This is a genomic window from Hyphococcus sp. D3-15 (genome assembly GCF_055809375.1).
Map to the genome: position 1 here is coordinate 2,442,974 of NZ_CM147910.1, position 18,503 is coordinate 2,461,476.

Here is an 18,503-nt window from a genome sequence, read left to right on the forward strand (position 1 = left end):
GCGCCGGGGCGAGTTGTCGCCAGCGTTACGTTCCGATGCCGGACTAGTTGCGCAAGGTCAGCTGGAAGCCGAAAATGCGCGGTTCGTTGACAAAGCCCGTCAGGTTGTTGAAGTCGATGCCGCCTTTCAGGTTCTTGGCGTCGAGAACATTGCGCGCAAAGAAAGCGCCTTCATACCGCCCGTCGCCGCCGCGATAGCCAACCCGGACGCCGCCTTCCGTATTGCCGCTCGAGCGGAACTCAGCCGACTCATAAAGCAGGAAGTTGGTCTCGCCCTGTACCGCCCAATCCGTATTGGCGAACAGCTCGCCGCCTTCGCGGAACGGAATGGTGTATTCTGCAAACGCGTTGAAGATCAGCCCAGGCGCGTTGGGGAAGGGGTTGCCGTCAAGCAAGGCCTGACCGAACCCGTTGAGCGGATCGAGCACCGTGCAAAGACCGGAGCCGCATGTCGCCGACGCCAGCGTCTCATCCTTGATCTCGGTGTTGTTGTAGCTGAAGCCCGTGCTGACAAAGAAGTTCTCGGTCAGCAGGAATTCCGCATCGGCTTCAAAGCCCCAGCCAACGCCTTTGTCGGCGTTAATTACCTGGTTGATATTGCCGGCGCCGCCAATGATCGAGAACTGCTGATCGTTGACCGTGTAATAATAGACGTTTGCGTTGAGGCGCGCCCGATTGTCGAGCAATTCGGATTTGAAACCGCCTTCAAATGACAGGATGGTTTCCGATGTCGCAACCGTCTGCGGATCGATCGCGCCCGAAAAGGCTGCAAAAGCGACGTCGCGGCCCTGGATTGTCGGACCGCGGAAGCCTCTGGCGACGCGTGCATAGATATTGAAACCATCGGACACGCGATAGAGCGCGCTTGCGTCCCAGCTGACGTTGTCGTCGGACACCGATGTCGGGTTGACCGTCACCGCCGGCGGCAACACCACGGCTTCGAAGTCGCGATTATCCTCAGTATACCGAACACCGCCGGTGATGGTGAGGGCGTTGGTCAAATCATAGCTCGCCTGACCGAACACCGCCCAGCTGTCATTCTGGTGGCGCAGTGTCGTGAGCGGCGGGAAGCCTGGTCCGACAGTCGACACCAGCGCGTCGGAGTCGAAGTAGAAAAAGCCGATCTGCCAGTCGAAGACATTATCGCCGCTTGAGGCGAGGCGGACTTCCTGTGTGAACTGATCAAGATCGTCGATGGAATCCTGGGTCTCGGAAGGAAAGGCGATCGTGTCGGGGAAAAACGGCGCCGCTGGCGGGTTCATCGGGTCGAAGAACGAGTTCGCGCCGACAAATCCGCCGTCAATATCGCCGAGACTGCTGCTCGATGCGTTTTCAAAGGCGGTGATTGATGTCAGGACCGCGCCGCCGAAATCGAAATCAACTTTCGCCGACCCGCCCCAGCCATCGGCCTTTTGCGGATTGTTTGAGCCGCCATCATACGCGACCGTGTCCCGGTCGAAATTGTTTTCATCAAAGCCGCCGCCCTGTTGAATGATGTTGGCGCGGAAGAGGGCGGATGTGCCCTCATAATCGCGGCCATGAACATTCAACAGCACGCTCAGGGCTTCGGTCGGCGTAAAGAGAAGCTGGACGCGGCCAGCCATCTCTTCATAGCCGCCCATCACATCGTCTTCACCGGTATAGGAATTGTCGACCCAATCGCCGCGGCGCTGATAGAGGCCGGAAATGCGCAAAGACAGGACGTCCTGCATGATCGGCCCGCCAAGACCCAATTGCGCCGTGACAGTGTCATAGGTGCCATAAGCAACCTGTCCGAATGCGTCGACTTCGTCCGTTGGTTTCACCGTTGTGAATTTCACGACCCCGGCGGGCGTGTTGCGGCCGAACAAGGTGCCTTGCGGACCGCGTGAAACTTCGACTTGTTGAAGGTCGAACAAGGGCGCGCTTTTGAGCACGACATTTTCCTGCACCACATCATCCATCACGATGGAGACCGGCTGCGAGGCGGCGACGTCAAAATCGACATTGCCCAGACCGCGCAGGTAAAAGCGAGGTGCGGTGCGCCCGTTTGAAGACTCTGCGTAAAGGCTGGGAATACGGGCGGCGAGGGCGAGAATATCTTCCCCGGCGGCTTGAAGGCCGGCAAACCGGTCACCGGAGAGCGTCTCGACGGAAACCGGCACTTCTTGTTGGTTCTCTTCGCGTTTTTGCGTTGTGACAATGATGACGTCGAGGCCTTCACCTTGCGCAAACGCCGCCGGAGCCACACTCAAGGCGACTGCCGATGCGCCAGCAGCAAGCGCGGCGCGCGCCGAAAGTCCTGATGATTTCATGGTTGATGATCCCGAAAGTTGTTTTCAAATACTCGCCTCAAAAGGGGCGCTTCGGGAATGGAAGACTAAACGGTATCTGCAAGTTTGTGTCAGTAAAAGTACACAAGCGCCGCACGCGGTGCGCGAGCGTTGCCAAAATACAACCGATGATTATGCGGCGAAACTTTGCCTGTGGAAAACACAAACCCAGCAAAGCAAGCGAGCAAAGTTTGGCGAACTTATTCTTTGCTGCGCTCGGCGGATTTTTTCTTGGCCAGCGCTTTTTGAATAGGTTGCTGGTCAGCCTTTTCCGCAGGCTTTGCCGTGATGGTTGGCGCGGCTTTTTTCTTTTCTACGACATGCGGCTCTGTTTCGATGCCTGCATATTCGTCGATCATCCGAATGATGTGGCGCGAAGCGGTGATGAGTTCTTTGCTGCCTTCGCTTTTACGCCGGGTGATCGCCGCTTGAGTCTCCATCGCCTGGATAGCGCCATAGGCGCCGTTCACGGCCGAGTGAAGATTCTCCAGCAACTCATCGATATTCGGATCGTCGCCAGAAAGCTTTTCTTCCGCGACCGCGCGCAACTGGAAGATTTCGCTGCGAACTTCTTCGTAATGACGGCGCAGTTTTCTGTCAGCAATCCATGCGCCGAGCAGTGCGCCGAGCACAATGCCGGCGACCGCCGCAGCGGCTCCAATAAGTATGATTTCCTGCACCCCAAACGCCCCTTGCAACCATTCACCCCGTTAACCAAAGTCTCGCATTTTTTGGCGGTTTGGCAAGCTCAGGCGGGCGCGGAACACAGTGCGCGCCGTGCAGGGGCCCAGGTAGTCCTCGCGGGATGATCGCCAAATAGCCGTGAAACCCAGCGAAAATGCTGTGAATCAGCCGTCTGTCCATCCTATAGAATAAGTTGCACAATTTATATTGTCGCAAATTGTGTGGCTGTTGCTAGGGGGATTTTGAGGCCGGCGGCGCGCGCCAGCTATGCGATAGACGGCGTGTCGGGTTGCAAAAGTGCGGCCGGCACTTCGCCGGGTGCGCCCAAAGCGTGAAGTGCTCGTACAAACTCTAATAGTTCAGCAGCTAATGTGTCGCTTGAAGGGTCAAACGCACATTGTCGGGCTTGCCCGCAATTTTGGAAAGCTGTCCTGGCGCCTTAGCGATAATCTCTGCGTCTCGAAAGCCGGCAGCCTTCGCCATTTCGATAAGGGCTTTTTCATTGGGCGCCCACCAGTTTGACGGGTCATTATTAAGACCGCTGTCGCCATAAAACTCTGCATAAGCGGAATGGCGGAATTCTGGAATGTCGATACCTTCAGTTTCGATAACAGCAATCTTCTTGGTCAGGATGGCGAGCTTGCGCATCATGCCCATAGGGTCTTGCATATGGTAGAGTACGCCGATGCACAGAGCGATGTCGAAGACGCCAAGATCATAAAGATCGACCGTCTCGATGTCGCCAAGGTATTGCTGCACATTCGATTGCAGGCACATATGTGCGGTCTCAAAACCGATCTTACCGGGTAATTCTCCGGGCTTGTAATAGTTTGGCACGCGGTAAAGCGTCGGCACGACCGGACGGAAGCGCTTCGCAAATTCCGGATTGTGGATATCGAACGACCAGACATGACGATCCATGGCGACAACGCGAGCCGCACCGCGCTTCTCAGCTTCAAATGCATTGAAGCCGTCCCAAGCGCCAATATCGATTAGTGATAAGCCAGTGAGATCAGGAAGCTGGAAACTATCGAATTTCCTTTGCATACGTTGCAAAGACATTTTTCCCGGCGTTACTACGCCGTCGCCGAGGTCAATTGAATGATGCCAACGCGACACTCGTGCAACGGCCGCCTGCTTCGCTTTTACATCCACGCTCATCTTCTCCCAATCCTGAAAACCCCCATAACCATAAATTTTGTAAAAGCAAGCTCTCTGACTTAAGTGGGCTGAAATGCAGAAAATACAAAAAAAGCGCCCTCCGCTGGAATCTCGCGGAAAGCGCTTGCACAAGTATTGCCAGCTGCGAATACACCGGGAACGCACAAACATCGCGGCGGCGGCGCTTGTGCGTTCCCGTGATACCCAGAGCGTTCCCCCAACCGGTCTCTCCCTTCCGGCTTTGTTCGGCTCTGGTAGCGGTATTCTCCCTACAATGTCAGCAGCTTACCGTGTGGTTTGCCGTCGCTATAGGAAATATTGGCCATATCGATGAGTAATTTGAAAATTTTAGAAGCTTGCCAATGGCAGCGCTAATGCCTGCGCCCGGCGCTGGGCCTGGATTTCAGTGATCAGCAAGGCCTGATTACCGATAAACTGCTTTGGCGTAACGCCCACGAATGTCTTGAATTCCTTGATAAAATGCGACTGATCGTAAAACCCGCCGCCAGCCGCGGCCAGCCAGTCCGTTTCGCCCGCACGGATCCGATCCGCCGCCCGCAATGCGCGATATTTCCGCTGCAGATATTTCGGCGAAGCGCCGAAATACAGCTTCGCAAGCCGGTCCGTCTGGCGCCGTGAAACATCCATGCTGTCGATCAATTCGTCGATCGCGAGATCAAGCGGATTGAGCAGCCATTGCGCCAATGCTTCGGGATAGACTTGCGAACGCCGGGCGGCTTTGCGCGCCAGGATCTGGGCGAAAAATCTGTCCGCAGCCAGAGCCATATCGTTGATGCTGCGTGCATTGCGCATTTCATCGATGGTCGAACGCGCGAGTCCGCCGGCGAAGGATGTGAGATCAATCACCCGGTCGGTCGCTTCCTCCGCGCTCATCCCGCATAAAACCATCCAGCCTTTGGGTCTGATCCCGATGCCGAAGACGCGTGCGCCCGCTTCCGCTTCCATGCAGTATGATCCCATTGTCGGACCAAGCAGGAAGGCTGAATTGAGATGGTGTCTTGCGCCGTCCGGCGTGTGCAGCGTGCCGGAGCCATTCAAGATGACGCGGATGTTTCCCATCTCCGCGTAGATCGGCTGAAAAGCGTGAACGTCCGTAGAGAAATAATAATATGCGCGGACATACTCTCGCAGATCTATCCGCGGCATATGATACTCAAGCATGATCGCCTCGCCCTTGCTGTCCCAACAATGGCGGTGTTACCGCGTCAAATCGTCGGTTTTGCGGCGAAACTAAGATGCCGGCCGTCATGTCGTTTCTCATGCCTGATCCGACGCAGTTTCAGCGCCGCGAGACGCGGCGCCAATAAAGATCAAGCTGAGCAATAGATCACTGAAAATATTCAATTTTAGACTTCCCCCGAAGCCGCAAAATACTATTCTTTGTTATTCAGCATTTCCCGCAACCGTCAAGCCATCATATGCAGGCTCAACGCCTTTTGGCAGTATGGATCTTAGGGTCTGGTAGTCCATATGGACATGCAGGTTAGTCAGAATGCCACGGTCCGGAGCGAGCCGTTCCAGCCAAGCCAGCGCCATGTCGAGATGCGCGTGGGTTTTGTGCGGTTTATATTGCAGGGCGTCGACGATCCAGCTTTTCACGCCTGACAACGCGTCAAAGCTTTCTTCCGGCAGTCCGACAACATCGCTTGAATAGGCGATATCGCCAAACCGGAAGCCAAGCGAATTTACATTGCCGTGAAACTGTAAAAACGCCCTCACCGGAATCGGTCCGCTTGGTCCGTCTACGGAGAAGTCTTCGCCGCATGCGGGCATGTCGACTTTCTCCAGGATCGCCGGATAAAGACTGCCCGGCGCCTGTTCGAAACAATAGCGGAACCGGTCCAGCAGAACACCGGCGGTTGCGTCATCAATATACACAGGAATGCGGCGGCGCATTTGCAAGGCGAAAACGCGCAGATCGTCTATGCCATGGGTCTGGTCCGCATGGTCATGAGTGAACAGCACCGCATCGAGACGCGAGCATTGCGCCGCCAAAAGCTGCGCGCGCATATCCGGCGACGTGTCGACCAGCACCGACGTCACCTTGTCATGGGCGAAGCCGAATTCCGGATGTTCGCGTTGCACGAGGATCGAGCAGCGTGTGCGGCGGTTTTTTGGCTCCGTGGGGTCGCAGTCGCCCCAGTCGCCCGCTCCGTCAGCGCCGCCGAAACGCGGCACCCCGCCGGACGATCCCGAGCCCAGAATGATCGCGCGTAAGCGGCCGGTCATGATCCGTCACCCGGCGCCGTCGCTCTTGCGAAAAGGCGGAAGAAATTCTCCGTCGTCTCGCGCGCAGCCTCCTCTAGGCTGACCCCTTTTATCTCGGCGAGCTTTTCCGCCACATGGGTCACATAGGCCGGTTCGTTGCGCCGCCCCCGCATCGGGACCGGCGCGAGATAGGGGCAGTCGGTCTCGATGATGATCCGGTCGAGCGGCGTCGCCTCGACAATGGCGCGCACATCGGCGGCGTTTTTGAAGGTGATGATGCCGGAAAATGATACATATCCGCCGAGGCCCAATACGGCGTCTGCGAGTTTCGGCCCGCCCGTATAGCAATGGAGCAGGGGCGTGAAGCCCCCTTCCCTGTGACCTTCCTCCAGCATGGCCTGCATGATGTCATCGGCGTCGCGGGTGTGAATGATCAGCGGCAACTGGGTTTCACGCGACGCTTCGATATGGGCGCGAAACACGGCTTCCTGCGCTGCGCGATCTGAATATTCGTAATAGAAATCCAGCCCGCATTCGCCGATCCCGACAACTTTTTCGTCCGCCGCCAGGTCGACAAGCTTCTGCGCGGACAAGCCCGGATAGTCTTTTGCGAAATGCGGATGCACGCCGACGCTGCGCCAGATATACGGATCACGCGCGGCAATCGCCGTGATCGCCTCGATGCTGGAAAGCTGGTCGGAAATCGTCAGCATGGCCGTCACGCCGGCTTCGCGCGCGCGCTGCAAAATCTCGTCGAGATCCTCGGCGTATTTTTCCGAATGCAAATTCACATGGCTGTCGACAAGCATAGGTTTTGACATCTGCTTAGGCTGCCCTGGCGCTGAGCGCCGCCCGCAAATCAAACGCCATGGCTTGCAGCAATTGCGCACGGTCAAGATTCAGCGCTTCGCCGCGCCCGGAGAGCTGCGTCACCGCTTGCCATGCGCCCAGCAAGGAAGCCGCATCGGCGCCGCCAAAACCCTGCGCCTCTCCGCTTGTCGCCGCCATGCGCGCCGCATCGGAAAGCCCGGTCACTACTGTATCGAGAAACACCGGCCAGCGCGCCTCGCCAGCCTTTCCGGTGACGCCGGCGATGACCTTTGAAAGGTCGCCGCCCTTTTGCGCTATGGTCAGGAATTGCTGGCCCAGGCGGATGGCGTCAGCCCCCTCGCCCGCGGCCAGAGACAAGGCATAGCCCGGACGGCCGCGCGCGTGATCGGCGATATTGCGGGCGTCATTTTCACTGACGCCTTCGGCGGTCAAAAAGGCTTCTACTTCTTTCTGGCTCAGCGGCGGCAGTTCGATGCGGCGGCAGCGCGACCGGATTGTAGGGAGCAGTCTTCCCGGCGTCGCCGCAAGAAGCAGGAGCAGCGCCCCCGCCGGCGGCTCTTCCAACGCCTTCAAAAGTGCGTTCGCCGCGTTGCGGTTCATGTCATCGGCGGTGTCGACGATCGCGACGCGCGCGCCGCCGCCAGACGCGGTGCGGTTCAGGAACGCCGTCAGCTTGCGAATGGTTTCGACAGTAATTTCAGACTGATGCTTGCCTTTTTTCTCATCCCATAGCCGCTCGGCGACAAAAAGGTCGGGATGGGCGTTGGCGGCGATCTGGCGAAAGCCACGCCCGGTCTCGGGCATGTCGAGGGTTTCAGCATCCGACAGCGCCGCCGGGTCCAGTACGGCGCGCGCGATGCGATAGGCGAGCGTTGCTTTGCCGGCCCCTTCCGGGCCGGAGATGATCCAGCCATGACTGAAGGTGCCGCCGTCCATGGCGGCGCGCAGGCGCTTTTCGAGGGGCTGCTGGCCAATTTGGCGAGCCCTCGCGCGCGGCGGGATCAGGTCCTCTTCCATGGCATGGGTCTAAGCGTTTTATGCGGCGTTTGGAAGGGAAGCGTGATCTATAGAACTAGCAGGAAACTATTAGCGAAATACCCGATGTTACGCACATGCAAACTGTGATGCTTCTGGCGCAACAACGGATTTCAAATTAATTTCCAAAGTCGAACGCTTTTTTGCCCTAGCTCCGAGGCTCTTTATAGCCTTTAAAGCTGCTGCATATGTTTGCTCAGAAGTTTCACAGCTTTCTATCAGGCGGTAGTGCTGACCTTTGCGACTTTTAAAAATATCGTTGGCTAGTGAAAGCGTCTGCTTTTTTTCAAATGAAGTTTGTACTTCACCTCTATTTTTTATACGCGCCAAACAAGTATCAACATCGCAATAAAGTATAAATGTGAGATCTGGAATTAGTATTTCTCTCTTCATTTTCTTATACATTGAATCTGCCGAGCGACGAGACTTAGCCTGATAGGCGAGTGTCGAGTCTACATATCGATCACAAATTACAACCTTTCCTGACCGCAATGCAGGCAGAATAAGGTTGTTGAGATGCCACAAACGATCTTTATGAAAATAGTCCAGTTCAACGTCTATTGGTAAGCGTTCGGTCAATGCGGCGTGACGCAATTTCTTTGCCCACGGAGACTCTGATGTGGGCTCTTTCGTTAGAAACACTTCTCGCTTTTCTGAAGATTCAAACCAACTGGCAAGATTCTTCGCAAGCGTCGTTTTTCCAACACCGTCGATGCCGTCAATTGAAATAAACACTGTATATGACTCCTGTTGAGTCTATCGTTGTGCGATTCTAATTTGGCGTCGCAATGAAAATGCACACATTTTGATTTAGTAATTTTCAACAGGATTGTGCAAAAAACCTCATAACCACTTGATAACACAGGGTTAATTTACCCCAGAATCAGCTTCCGGTTCGCCCGCATCATCATGCGGCTTGGCCAGCAGCTTTTTCGCAGCAAGACCGATCTTGCCCCAGATGCTCGCTTCTTTCACCGCCTGACCCGCATAGAGCGCGTATTCGCGGGCGCCGCCGCCGGGCGCTTCAACGCGCAGGAAACCGATTTGCTGGTTTTCTTTTATCGGCGCGGCGACAGGTCCTTGATAAACGATCTTCGCCGATGCGCCATCGAGCAGAGAGCGATGCAGGATCAGCTTTACCGGCTCTCGGGCGATCAACGGCACGCTTGCGGCCTTGCCTTTGAAGACCTCGGCCTCGCCGACAATATCGCCGGGCTCGTAAAAGGTTTTTGTCGAAAAATCGCTGAAGGCGACGCGGATCAGGCGCGCAGACTCCGTCGCGCGTTCACGCTCGGAGGTCAGGCCGTTGACCACGACGATGCGCCGCTCGCCATTTTGTATAGCCGAGCCCACAAGGCCATAGCCGGACTCTTCCGTATGACCGGTTTTCAGTCCGTCCGCGCCCTCGACCATATCGAGAATAGGGTTTCTGTTGGACTGGCGGATTTTCTCCCAGGTGAATTCGCGCTCTGCGAACAGCGCATAATATTCCGGGTAATCGGAAATGATCTTGCGCGTCAGCAAGGCCAGATCGCGCATGCTCATTTTCTGCTTTGCGTCGGGCATGCCGTGGGGGTTGGCGAAAGTGGAATCGTCAAGGCCCCATTCATGCGCCTTGCGATTCATCAGCTCAACGAAGGCGTCTTCAGAGCCGGAAATGTTTTCCGCGACGACGATGCAGGCGTCATTGCCGGATTGCACGATAATGCCGCGCAACAAATCCAGCACTGGAATCTTGGTGTCGACCCGCACCCACATGGAAGAGCCTTCACGCTCCTGCCAGGCTTTTTTACTGACTTCGAACTCGTCGGTGAGTTTCAGGGAGCCTTCTTTGAGGCGGTCGAAAACAATCGCGACGGTCATCAATTTCGACATTGACGCCGGCGCGGTCGGGATGCGCGCATTCTTTTCGTAAAGAACCTCGCCGGTTCGGTAGTCCATAATCACGGCGTATTCAGCGGGCGTCGTCAGCGGCTGCGCTTGCGCCGCGCCGGCCAGCATCACCGCCGACATCGCCAAAACCAAGGTTCGGAAAATCGAAAACTGCAAGACGCGTCTCCTTCGATACACAAAGCGCCCCACGAAAATACGGCGCAAACTCTCTTTATTCAGCGCGCAATAAGGGCGAGCCTATGGCGTCAGCGTGACCAGCGAAGCATCAGCATAGCCTGCTCTGCGCACCGCTTCCAAGGTTTCCGCTGCGGTTTCAATCGAGGAAAACGGCCCGAGATTGACCCGGTAGAACACGCTTCCGGTCTCTGTTTCAACGCGCGACATGCGTAAAACGCCAAGTTCCCCAAGCTGGGCGCGCAGCGCATCCACATTATCGAGCCGCGAAAGCGCCGCGACGCGGATAAGATAAAGCGCTTCGACAGGCGCGCCGGCCGGCGCCGCCGTATGCACCATGCGCGTATCGCCGGGGGCGGCTGTGGAAATATCCGTCGCGGGGATTTCGGCCTCCCCGGGGGCGCAAGCTTCGGCCTCGGCGATGGCGGCTTCTTCCGCGCCGCGCGTCAAGGCGGGGGCCGCCTCCATGCTGGTCAGCAATTCCGACACGCCGTCGCAGACGGGCTCCTTGCCTGGTGCAATCGTCTCCTGGCGCACCGGCGCAGCTCTCGCGACCCGTTCCGGCGGGCGCGCCACATATTTCGGCGCAGCACCATTGAGCGGCGCAGGGCCCGCATAGCGCACCCTCACCCGCGCCGTGCCCTGTTGCTCAAAGCCGAGCCGGCGCGCCGCTTCCCGCGACATATCGATGATCCGGTCATTGACGAAGGGCCCGCGATCATTGACCCGGACGACCAGCGAGCGGCCATTTTCGAGATTGGTGACCTCGACCATGGATGGCAGCGGCAATGTCGTATGCGCCGCCGAAATCCGGTTCATGTCGAAGATTTCCCCATTCGCCGTCAGCCGGCCATGGAATTGCGAGCCATACCAGGAGGCGACGCCGACTTTGGAATAATTCGGGTCTTCTTCCGGCTTGTACCATTTGCCGGCCACCTTATAGGGCTTGCCGACCTTGTAATGGGGGAGCCCCCTCCGCCGCTGCTGCTGCTGCGGGGCGCGCTGGCGCAGGCGGCGGCGAGAACCATCAGCAAAAGCGCGGAAAATCTAACAAAAACGGTCGAGAAATGGCTCATGGAAAGGGCGCGCCTGAACTCTGTGCGACGCGGCTTCACGCGGCGCGATGCGATTAAACGGGACACAAGCGCTATCGGCAATAAGCGGCGAATATTAACGGCTCATTAACCCTGTATCGTCTCTTGCGATTTCCGGCGGGCGCGTTATTTCTCGCCCTTCGCATTTGTGCTGAGCGCCGCGCGGCTCTCAGTGCGCCCGGAGGGGTGGCAGAGTGGTCGAATGCGGCGGTCTTGAAAACCGTTGAGCGTGCAAGCGTTCCGTGGGTTCGAATCCCACCCCCTCCGCCAGTTTTTATCTCGCGCCAACCTGCAAATGAAAGACGCCCAGACGGAATGAGCCCGCCCGGAGATTGCGGGTTTCATTTTGCTCGATTACGTTTTGGCGATGAATCTTCTCGACATCTTCAAGCGCAAAAAGCGCAATGCGGCCAATGCGCCGAAGCAGAGCCGGATCGAATATCTGCTGCACATTCAGCACGAATTCCTTGAGGGGCCGACCAAGGCCTATGGCGGCGGGAATTTTCGGCAACTCGTCGAAACTCAGCTTGCAGAGGGAGAAGTCGATCTGGCGATCATGAATATCGCCGCTCAGGTGAAATACAGTTTCGAAATCGCCAATCTCTATTGGGGCCAAGGCGACCTGGCCCGGGCGGAGGACTATCTGCGCACGACGCTGGAACGCCATCAAAGGCTGGTTGAGGCATGCGCAGCACACGGCCGGCCGCGACGGTCATATCACGGGCTCGATTGCGCAAAATGCGCCGCCTGCCTGCTCGGCGTCGAACTTGAAGACCTGACGCGAGCAGAAGATTTCGAGCCGTGTTACGAGCCATGGTTCAAGGATGCGCTGCTCAGCGCCTGTCTCGGATCGAGCGATTTCGACATGCAGGCCTGGCAGGCGAGCGCAGACGAATGGGTAAGCAAGAGGCACCCGAAATACCGCCTTGAGGAATTTTCCGTTTATATAAAGGCGCTTACCGGACAGTATGCGTCAGCCGAAGATATGCTCGCCGCACATGAAAAAATGTTTCTCGGACGGGCGAAACGAAACCCCGATTCCGGTCTGCTGGATGGATATGACGATAACGAGCTGATCATCGATTATATCTTTGCAGCAATCCTCAAGCGCATTGGTTGGGAAGGCACATACCGGCATAGCTGGCCGAATACGGCCGGCGTTGGTGCTGCATCTGAAACGACACGGCGCCCTGATCGCCATCTCGGCGTTATCGCGGCGCCGGAGCCCCTTCCCGACGCCAATACCGGGATCATCGAGGATGCGCAGGCCGCCCGGCGATTCATTGATCTCCATGTGCCGGATCAGAAAGACGACGAGGGCGCACCGCTTGACGCGACGCGGCCCGCCAAAGAACAAGGCAAGGTCGCCCGGGTACTAAAGGATATGGGGTGGACGGACGACCCGGCGAGTCTGGACCTGATGCGCGCCTACCGGATGGACTGCATATGGAATAGCCGCACGCATATTTTTCTGTGCGATCCGGTCAATGGCGCAACCATAAAACTGGCGCAATGGACGAAAATCCTGGCTGACGATTTCGGCCTGCATCCTGATTTCATCGCGATCGCGGGCAGCGAAGAAAGATCGGACTACGGAGATCCGCAAGGGTCCTGGTATGTCTTCTGGAAGCGCGACAAACAAATCTACGCCGTCGAGCGCGACGACTGGGACAATCCGGAAGCCGCTGTCAGCCGGGCGCGGATCGGCCTTAATCGCTGGCCGTCATATTGCAGCTTCGTCGCCTGGTGGATGTCGGAAAATCTGCGCGATCAGCGGTGATTTGCCGGACACACCGGCGAAATGTAGCCTCAGATTTCCAGCAGCGCCTTCACGGCAGGCCATGATTGCGCGCCATTGGCCTGCATTTCCGCGATCAATTCATCCGGCATCCATTTGAAGAAGGCGGGCTGGAAAGTCGGCCGGGATTTCACCCGTGCGAACCACGCCTCGACGCGCGGCATGCGCCCGTCCCGCCACATGCCGCAGCAATCGAGCATGGCGAGCCGGTTGAGATAAGGCGCGAGCGCAATATCCGCCATGGTGAAAGCATCGCCCGCGAGCCACTCGCTGTCGCCAAGCGCTTCCTCCATCTTTTGCAGGTAACCGTCATAGAGCCTGATCTTGTCGCTTGCGCCCGGGGCATCCAGCCCTTGCTGAATCCACTGCCATTTAAGCGTGCGTGCGGTAATCCCGTCCGCGCCTGCGCCTTTTAGAAAATCATCAAAGGAGCCCGCGCCGTTTCGTAGAATCGTATGGCGATGCGAGAGCACATAGGTGAGCGCCGAGCAGGCAGGGTGCAATTCTTCATCGACCGCTTTGGTCCAGAGGCGAACTTTTGTCCGGGCCAATGGCGCGCGCGGATATATCCGGGCGGCGTCCGGAAACGCTTCTTCGAGATATTCGCAAATGACGGTGGATTCAGTGATCAGCGCGCCGTCATGCACCAGCACCGGCACAACCGCTTTCGGATTGATCGCAAGAAAGGCCGGCTCGAACTGTTCGCCTTTCAAGATGTCCACATAGCAGCTCGTCCAGTCGAGGCCCTTCTCGGCGAGTGCGAACCGCACCTTCGCCGCACAGGCGGACGATCCGTGGTGATACAGCTCCAGCAAAGGCCCCTCCTCATTCACGCGCATAGGCGGCAATCTAGTCGATATGCATCACGGCGCGCAAAGGCCATTCAACACCGAAATGGAGCGCATAAAAAAACGCCGCACCGTTTCCGGTGCGGCGTAATTTTTGAGGTCGGAAACGCGACTAGAAGTTGCGCTTCAGCGTAACCGCCCAGGTGCGCGGCTTGCCCGGGGAACCATAGACATGGCCCACAGAGTAAGCGTCGTTCACCTTGGTGCCGAGATAGTATTTGTCGGCTAGGTTTTTGACTTCGAAAGCGACGCCCCAGTCGCCATCATCCGAGTTCCAGTTAACCCGTGCGTTGGCGAGGAAGTATCCCTCGATCAAGTTGTCGGCCACGAGGTTAGCGATCGGGCCGCCGCCGCCGTTCAGGCCAAACTCTTCAAAACCGGCTGAATCCGCCACGACGTCGCTCGGAACGATCAGTTCACGAACGTTTCCTGCTTCCGTAAAGATCTCCGACTGGTAAGAGCCGTCAATCCGGAAGCTCAGATCACCGCCCAGTACATTCTGGACATCATATTGTACGCCGAAGCTGTACTGCCATTCCGGCGTGTAGGGCGTCACATCGCCGAGAGCTACGCCGGTGCCTGCCTCTTCGTCGATCTCCTTGTACTGGAAGTCGAGATAGCTGAGCGATGCGTCGATGCTGAAATTCTCGGTCGGGTAGAAGAACGCCTCAGCCTCAAAGCCCTTCACTTTGGCCGAACCGACATTGCTTGGACGCAGGCACGGAGACGACTGGTCTTGCCCATTCACGTCTGTCAAATCTGCGCAATAGGTCGAGAGCAACACAATGTCGTTATAGGGGAAATAGAAACCGGCGACGTTCAGCCGCAACCTGTTATCGAAGAGGTCTGACTTGAAGCCGAGTTCATAGGACGTGATCGTTTCCGGAATGTGCGCCGTCGCCTGGCTCGGGAAATAGGGTCGTGCGTTGAAGCCGCCGGCGCGATAGCCGGTTGCAACCTGGCCATAGACCATAAGCGCATCGTTGAAGCGATAATCGGCTGCAACACGCCAATCAAGACGGTCGTCCTTGAACTCGGCGGTTGTGCCGTTGATCCCGAACAGCAGGCAGTTTGGCTGGTTGCCGATCGCGACGGGGCTGAATGGAGGGGTTATAGGCGCAGCACCCGTGAAGAGGTTGCACGGTCCTTCGATATCCGTGCCGTCCGGATTGCGCCGGAAATATTCGTAGTTCTTCTTGTCCCAGGATTGGCGCAGGCCGCCTGTGATATGGAAATCCTCGGTCAGGTTCAGCGTCACGTTGGCGAACACGGCCTTGTTTGTTGAAGGCGTCGGGTCAGGTCCGTGAATGAAGTCGAGCCCACCATAGGGAATATCGATCTGACCCGTATAAAAGCCATCGGTGTCGAAATAGAAGCCGCCGACCGTGAAGTCGGCGAAGCCGTCACCGAGCGTGCCGTTCAGGCGCAGTTCCTGGCTGATCTGCTCGTTGCTCTGGGTCTGGTTGAGGATGTTGGGCGCGAGCGGCGAGCCGTCAACGTCATAAGACCAGTCGGTTTCATATTTCCGATAGGACGTGATCGAGTACACCGACAGTGTGTCGCTCAGCTCATAATCGATCGTGAGCGCCGTGCCGTAGTTGTCCATGTCCCGGTGCGGATCGAGCACAAAGGGCTTGTACGGTTGTTGCGAGTCGCCGGGATAAAGATCGCTGAATGTCGCATAAGAGACGTAGCGGCCGTCATAGCCGGTCAGCGTGTCACAACTGTTCGGGCCAGACGCCACAAACATGCAGTTATAGGGAATGGCGTTGCCATCCGTGCCAGTGAGCCATGGCCGGGTCGGATCGCCGTTCATATACCCTTCTGCGTTGGCGTAGAGCAGCGTGGCGACGCCCGCCTCGTTGCGCTCACGGGTGTAATCGCCCGTCAGGTTGACATCGAGCCGGTCATTCGGCTGCCAGCGCAAAGCGACCTTGCCGCCAGCGATCGCAACACCGCCATCATGGCCGAGTACCGGGTCAGTGCTGCGGGCTTGCGTTGGCACGTTGGTGCCCGGATGGGTCAGTGCATAGTCGAGCCGTGTGATGTAGCCTGTCTCGTTCTTGCTGACGCCCGACACGCGCATGGCGAGCGTATCCGTCAGGGCAACATCATAGATGCCGCGGATGTCGATCCGGTCATAGGAACCGTAGGTCAGTTGGAACGAACCCGAATTGTCACCGCGCGGCTTCACGGAATACATCTTGATCGAGCCGCCGATGGAGTTCTTGCCGGCGAGCGTGCCCTGCGGTCCGCGCAGCACTTCCACCCGGTCAACATCCATCAGGTCGAGCAGCGAGCCTGTCAGCGTTGGCAGATAGACGTCGTCGATATAGATGCCGACGCCCGGTTCGACCGCGAAGTTCGGGTCGTTTTGGCCGATGCCGCGAATATAGGCGATCATTGCGGAACCATATTCCTGGTTCTGCGCAGCGAGCGTCACGTTCGGCGCTTGTTTGGCGATTTCAGAAAGGTCGGTTTGGCTGCGGCGCTCAAGCATGTCGCCAGTGACAGCCGTAATCGCGAGCGGCGCGTCCTGCAGATTTTGTTCACGGAACTGCGCGGTGACAACAATCTGGTCAGTCTGCGCGAGTGCGGCGCCGAATAGTCCGGAGCCTCCCGCCAATGCCATCATCGACACGCCCGTGCGTGCGATATTTTTCGTAAGTGATTTACGCGTGGTCATTCTATATTCCTCCCATGAGCAACGCATTTCGAATCGTCTTGACTGCGATTTCTTTTCGCCATGCGTAACATAAGTGGTGCGCTGGAAACGTTTAAATTCGCCAAAAATTCAATTTGAAATGGCCAATGTTGCCAATCGGCAACGTAATCTGTTGTTATACAGATTAATAAAAATCTTAGAATAATCTATCATGGTATTATAAGCACTATGATCGAGGCGATGCGCTTCGCCTGACGTATCGTGTGCTTGCACAAACGATCAAATGTCGAATTTCACACCTTGAGCGAGCGGCAATGCAGCGGAGTAGTTCACGGTCTGAGTCTGCCGGCGCATATAAGTTTTCCAGGCGTCCGAGCCGCTTTCACGCCCGCCGCCGGTTTCTTTTTCCCCGCCAAAGGCGCCGCCAATTTCTGCACCGGACGGTCCAATATTTACATTGGCGATGCCGCAGTCGGATCCGGAGGCGGAAAGGAAGCGTTCAGCTTCGTAAACGTCGCGTGTAAAAATGCAGGACGAAAGTCCCTGCGCCACAGCATTTTGCAGGGCGATGGCGTCGTCCAGCGAGGCGTAGCGCAACACATAAAGAATTGGCGCGAAGGTTTCGTCGCAGATGATGCCTTCATGTTTTGAGAGTTCCGCGATCGCCGGGCGGACATAACTCCCGCTTCCTTCGAGGTGCTCACCGCCGGTAATGGCGCCGCCTTGCGCCTTTGCGCGATCCAGTGCGTAAGACATGCGCTCCAGCGCGCCTTTGTCGATGAGCGGACCGACAAGCGTGCCCGCTGCGAGCGGATCGCCGACGGGCAATGACTTATATGCGGATTTAAGACGCGGCAGGAATTCGTCATAGATGCTGTCATGCACAAATAATCGGCGGAGACTTGTGCAACGCTGCCCTGCGGTGCCTGCGGCGGCGAAGCAAACCGCGCGCAAGGCGAGATCCAGATCAGCGGACGGCGCCACAATGCCTGCATTGTTTCCGCCAAGTTCGAGGAGGACGCGGCCGAAGCGTTTAGCAACACGCGGGCCTACCTCGCGGCCCATCCGCGTCGACCCGGTGGCGGAGACAAGCGCGATCCGCGCATCGTCCACAAGCTGTTCGCCCGCTTCACGTTCGCCGATGATGACGCTGCAAAGTCCTTCAGGGGCATCCGCGCCGAATTTTTGCGCGGCGCGCTCGAACAGGGATTGCACGGCGAGCGCCGTAAGCGGTGTTTTCTCGGACGGCTTCCAGACCACGCTGTCGCCGCACACCAGAGCGAGCGCTGTATTCCAGGACCATACAGCGACGGGAAAATTAAACGCCGATATCACGGCGACCGGGCCCAAAGGCTGCCAGCTTTCGCGCATATGATGGCCGGGCCGTTCCGAAGCGATGGTCAGTCCATAGAGCTGACGCGACAGACCGACCGCGAAATCGCAAATGTCGATCATCTCCTGCACTTCGCCGAGGCCCTCGGAGAGGATCTTGCCGCATTCTATGGTCACCAGCCGGCCGAGCGCGTCTTTATGGGTGCGCAGCTCCTCGCCAAGCAGGCGCACGAGTTCTCCGCGCCGCGGCGCCGGAATATTGCGCCAACTCAGAAAGGCTTTATGCGCGAACTCTATTTTCGCGGTGACGGCCGCGGCGTCGTCAATAGCGACGCGGGCGATTTCCGAACCATCTATCGGCGTCGTCACCGCGAGGTCGCCGCGTGTATAGAGGCGATCTTCCACGCCAAGGCGGTCCATCAGGTCGGAAATATTCATGATAGCGTTA

Annotated in this window: 14 protein-coding genes and 1 tRNA gene; 3 read left to right on the forward strand and 12 right to left on the reverse strand. The window is 57.4% G+C overall.

Features of this window, described 5'->3' with window-relative positions:
- Positions 1-43: 43 nt before the first annotated feature.
- A complete protein-coding gene (locus AC0L8G_RS12095) occupies positions 44-2,293 on the reverse strand; it encodes a TonB-dependent receptor (RefSeq protein WP_473384444.1) in 2,250 nt (749 codons plus the stop codon).
- On the opposite strand from AC0L8G_RS12095, the gene AC0L8G_RS12100 reads away from it, so the two are divergent.
- Entirely contained in the window at positions 2,245-3,120 is an 876-nt protein-coding gene (locus AC0L8G_RS12100) for a hypothetical protein (protein WP_473384445.1), read from the forward strand. The two genes, AC0L8G_RS12095 and AC0L8G_RS12100, sit on opposite strands and share 49 nt — an antisense overlap.
- Positions 3,121-3,361: 241 nt before the next feature.
- Here AC0L8G_RS12100 and AC0L8G_RS12105 read toward each other — a convergent pair whose 3' ends face one another.
- The 8 genes from AC0L8G_RS12105 to AC0L8G_RS12140 all read right to left on the reverse strand — a co-directional run bounded on the left by AC0L8G_RS12105 (position 3,362) and on the right by AC0L8G_RS12140 (position 11,254).
- Positions 3,362-4,156, reverse strand: coding sequence for a class I SAM-dependent methyltransferase (locus AC0L8G_RS12105; protein WP_473384446.1), 795 nt, complete (start codon positions 4,154-4,156; stop codon positions 3,362-3,364).
- Positions 4,157-4,504: 348 nt separating this feature from the next.
- A complete protein-coding gene (locus AC0L8G_RS12110) occupies positions 4,505-5,338 on the reverse strand; it encodes a helix-turn-helix domain-containing protein (protein WP_473384447.1) in 834 nt (277 codons plus the stop codon).
- 222 nt (positions 5,339-5,560) lie between these two features.
- Positions 5,561-6,406, reverse strand: a complete 846-nt coding sequence (locus AC0L8G_RS12115; protein WP_473384448.1) for an MBL fold metallo-hydrolase — start codon at positions 6,404-6,406, stop codon at positions 5,561-5,563.
- On the reverse strand, positions 6,403-7,206 hold the full coding sequence (locus tag AC0L8G_RS12120; RefSeq protein WP_473384449.1) for a TatD family hydrolase: 804 nt from the start codon (positions 7,204-7,206) through the stop codon (positions 6,403-6,405). The genes AC0L8G_RS12115 and AC0L8G_RS12120 overlap by 4 nt, the downstream gene beginning before the upstream one ends.
- Before the next feature lie 4 nt (positions 7,207-7,210).
- Positions 7,211-8,233: a DNA polymerase III subunit delta' gene (locus AC0L8G_RS12125; protein WP_473384450.1), complete on the reverse strand. Its 1,023-nt coding sequence runs from the start codon at positions 8,231-8,233 to the stop codon at positions 7,211-7,213.
- An 87-nt stretch (positions 8,234-8,320) separates the two neighbouring features.
- Positions 8,321-8,986: a dTMP kinase gene (gene tmk / locus AC0L8G_RS12130; protein ID WP_473384451.1), complete on the reverse strand. Its 666-nt coding sequence runs from the start codon at positions 8,984-8,986 to the stop codon at positions 8,321-8,323.
- A 132-nt stretch (positions 8,987-9,118) separates the two neighbouring features.
- A complete protein-coding gene (locus AC0L8G_RS12135) occupies positions 9,119-10,300 on the reverse strand; it encodes a D-alanyl-D-alanine carboxypeptidase family protein (protein WP_473384452.1) in 1,182 nt (393 codons plus the stop codon).
- 81 nt (positions 10,301-10,381) lie between these two features.
- Positions 10,382-11,254 carry a septal ring lytic transglycosylase RlpA family protein gene (locus AC0L8G_RS12140; RefSeq protein WP_473384453.1) on the reverse strand — a complete coding sequence of 291 codons (873 nt, stop codon included), beginning with the start codon at positions 11,252-11,254 and terminating at the stop codon, positions 10,382-10,384.
- Between the two features lie 338 nt (positions 11,255-11,592).
- Between AC0L8G_RS12140 and AC0L8G_RS12145 the strand changes: the two genes are divergently transcribed.
- Positions 11,593-11,682 (forward strand) — tRNA-Ser (locus AC0L8G_RS12145).
- 76 nt (positions 11,683-11,758) lie between these two features.
- Positions 11,759-13,192 (forward strand): tetratricopeptide repeat protein, encoded by a 1,434-nt coding sequence (locus AC0L8G_RS12150; RefSeq protein ID WP_473384454.1) that lies wholly within the window; start codon positions 11,759-11,761, stop codon positions 13,190-13,192.
- Between the two features lie 29 nt (positions 13,193-13,221).
- Here the strand turns inward: AC0L8G_RS12150 and AC0L8G_RS12155 are convergent, their stop codons facing one another.
- From AC0L8G_RS12155 to amaB, 3 genes are all read right to left on the reverse strand, one after another.
- Positions 13,222-14,049, reverse strand: a complete 828-nt coding sequence (locus tag AC0L8G_RS12155; protein WP_473384455.1) for a glutathione S-transferase family protein — start codon at positions 14,047-14,049, stop codon at positions 13,222-13,224.
- 121 nt (positions 14,050-14,170) lie between these two features.
- A complete protein-coding gene (locus AC0L8G_RS12160; protein WP_473384456.1) occupies positions 14,171-16,744 on the reverse strand; it encodes a TonB-dependent receptor in 2,574 nt (857 codons plus the stop codon).
- Between the two features lie 258 nt (positions 16,745-17,002).
- Positions 17,003-18,493 carry an L-piperidine-6-carboxylate dehydrogenase gene (gene amaB, locus AC0L8G_RS12165; RefSeq protein WP_473384457.1) on the reverse strand — a complete coding sequence of 497 codons (1,491 nt, stop codon included), beginning with the start codon at positions 18,491-18,493 and terminating at the stop codon, positions 17,003-17,005.
- Between the last annotated feature and the right edge of the window lie 10 nt (positions 18,494-18,503).